Genomic DNA, 2,644 nt, shown 5'->3' with positions numbered 1-2,644 from the left:
GGCGGGGGCGGCGCGGCGCCGCCCGCCAGGTCGGCGGTGGCGTCGCCGGCGACGGCCGCGTCGACCATCGCCACCAGTTCGCCACCGCCACCGCCCGAGTCGCCAGCCGCCTCGCGGTGACGGGCGTACTCGCGCAGCTCCTGGTCGCGGCTGCTCGCCTGCTCCGGGCGGGGGTTGGTGCTGCCGTCGTTGCGGGCGGTGGGGAGCTCGGCGGCGTCACGGCCGGCGACCTGGCGCTCCTCGCCGGGAGCCCGTGCGGCGGCGGGCGTGGTGCCGGGCTCGCCCTGCGGACGGTCGATGAACGTCGGTGGAGTGGTGGTGGGGAGCGCGGGCGCCACCGCGGCCGCAGACGGGGTCGCCGTCGTCCGGGCGGCGCCGTCGCCGGGGCGCGGGGCGTCCTGCCCGGCGCCCTGGCGCGCCTCGCGCCGCGGCGCCCCCGGCTGCGTCGAGCTCGGGAGGGCGGCACGTTCGACGCTCGCAGGCAGGTGCGTCAACAGCGCGCGCGGCGCGGAGGGCGCCGCCGTGTCCGCCCGCTCGGCGGCGAGGGGACCGGCGCCGCCGATGGCGGGGCCGAGCCAGGCCCAGCCCACGAGGGCGACCGCCACGGTCAGGGCCGCGGCCTGAACCAGCCGCAAACGCGGTCGCACGAAGACCCTCAGGTCGAGCGCGGCGATCCTCGCTGCGGCGTCGGCGCGCAGGGCCGCCGCCAGGGCGTCGTGGCGGTGCGTCACCTCGAGGCTGGTGCTCAGCCGCTCCGCCAGCTCGAAGTGGCGGTCGAGGGCGCGGGCCGTGCCCGTGAGGTCGGGGGTGAGGCGGGCGGCCGCCCACAGGGTCACGGCGCCGGCGGCGCCGAACGCGACCAGCACGGTGGGGAGCGCCGGGAAGTGGGCGGCGTTCCTGGCGGCCACGCCCACGGCGGCGCAGAAGACGGCGAACGCGGCGCCCGCCCAGCCACCTACCCGCACGAGAGCGGCCAGGTACAGCCTGGCGCGGGCGCGTCGCAGCGTGGCGGTCACCCGGTCGGCTCGGCGAGGATGGCCCGGATGGCGACCAGGTCGATCGGTCTCGAGAACGCGCGCTGCGGGGGGTGACGGTCGGACACGCCTTCTCCAAACACCTTTACAAAACTACTTACAAAGCTTAGGAGCGGCGCCCCGGCAAGTCAACCGCCGCAGCGACCCCCGCGCCCGAGCGATGGCACCCCATCGAGGCGCCGGGTTCTCCCGGGTACGGGAGTTGGATATATCGAACGCTCACACAACCCCGCCCCGGCCCCCCGCAGTATCGCGGAACTCCCATGATATTCTGCCGGTATCGACCGTTACCGGGCGCCAGATGACCGCATCCGGCGCCGCGTGCGGCCAGAGACCGACAGGAGACCGGAATGGAAGACGCAAGGCCCCACTCGACCGCAGAGCTCGTGGAACTACCCGTGCTGGTGCCGGAGGACCGACTGGCCGAGTTCTACTCGCTGCTCGGGGCCTGGTACCAGCGCAGCCCCGCGCCGCAGGCGCCCGCCGCCCCGGCGCGCGGCCGGCCGACCGGCACGGGCACGCGCTACCTCCCCCTGGCGGACCACCTCGGCAGGGCCTCCGGCAAGCGCGTGAAGCTCAGCCTCACGCAGATCGACAAGCTGCTGGGCGCCCCGCTGCCCGACTCCGCTCGCAAGTTCCGCACCTTCTGGGCCAACTCCGACACGCCCCAGGGCCGAGCCTGGCGCAGCGCGGGTTACCGCCTCGCCGACGCCGACCTCGACGCCGGCACCATCGTCTTCGAACCAATCTGAGCCGCCGCGCGCGTCACCGCTCCGGCACCGCCGGGTAGGTGACCGTGGTGCCGTCCACCACCGCGAACGACGTCAGCGCGTGCGGTCGTGCCGCGTCGGCCGACATGATGTCGAGCACCGGCACTCCCCGGGCCAGCAGCGCGTCGCCGACGAGCGAGCGGTGGCAGCGCCACGGCACGGCCTCGGCGCACATGATGGCCACGCCGCCGCCCCGCGCCTCGGCGGCCAACGCGTCGGCGGCCGCCGCGAACTCGGGGGTCTGCATGTAGTCGGCGTAACCGCGGAACGAGGCGTTGCGCCAGGCGCCGTTGACGCTGTCCGGCCGGGCGTGGCGTAGTCCCCCCAGCTCCTTCGCCCAGCGGTAGTCGATGCCTGCCCCCGCCAGGCTGGCCGCGAGCGCCTCGCCCTCGAACTGCGGGTTGTGGCGCGACCTGGGGATCGTGCGCACGTCCACCAGGTGCCTGACGCCGTGGGCCCGCAGGATGGCGATGAACTCCTCGATCGGGTGCGTCGAGTGCCCCACCGTGAACAGGGGCGGTCCGGCCGCCGGCGGCACCTGCCGGCCCGGGCGCTCCGCCAGCGCCCCCCGGCCCGCGGCCTCCGCCGGAGCGTCATCGGCTGTCGCGGCGCACGTCACGCTCCCAGGCTAGTCCAGCTGGCCACGGCGCACGGTGACGGCGGGCAGCGCGCCGCCGCGTGGCTTATGCTCGCCTCATCACATGGCGCGTCCCCGTGGGGGCGCGGGAAGACGGGCGCGCGGTCACGGGCTAGAGACCGCCGGCGCCCCGCGACGGGCGCCGGCGGGCGCGGGAGGCGGATCGACTTGCAGCACACCGTAGGCATCATCATGAACGGCGT

The 2,644-nt window shown here is 75.8% G+C and carries 3 protein-coding genes; 1 reads left to right on the top strand and 2 read right to left on the bottom strand.

The features are described from left to right. On the bottom strand, positions 1 to 1,016 hold a 1,016-nt coding region (locus H3C53_13335), incomplete at its 3' end, for a hypothetical protein (GenBank protein MBW7917650.1). Between the two features lie 368 nt (positions 1,017 to 1,384). Between H3C53_13335 and H3C53_13330 the strand changes: the two genes are divergently transcribed. Next, positions 1,385 to 1,786, top strand: a complete 402-nt coding sequence (locus H3C53_13330; protein MBW7917649.1) for a hypothetical protein — start codon at positions 1,385 to 1,387, stop codon at positions 1,784 to 1,786. Between the two features lie 13 nt (positions 1,787 to 1,799). Here H3C53_13330 and H3C53_13325 read toward each other — a convergent pair whose 3' ends face one another. After that, a complete protein-coding gene (locus H3C53_13325; GenBank protein ID MBW7917648.1) occupies positions 1,800 to 2,318 on the bottom strand; it encodes a DUF488 domain-containing protein in 519 nt (172 codons plus the stop codon). Between the last annotated feature and the right edge of the window lie 326 nt (positions 2,319 to 2,644).

It is taken from the genome of Trueperaceae bacterium, assembly GCA_019454765.1.
Taxonomy (GTDB): domain Bacteria; phylum Deinococcota; class Deinococci; order Deinococcales; family Trueperaceae; genus JAAYYF01.
This window is presented reverse-complemented; position numbering and strand designations above follow the sequence as displayed.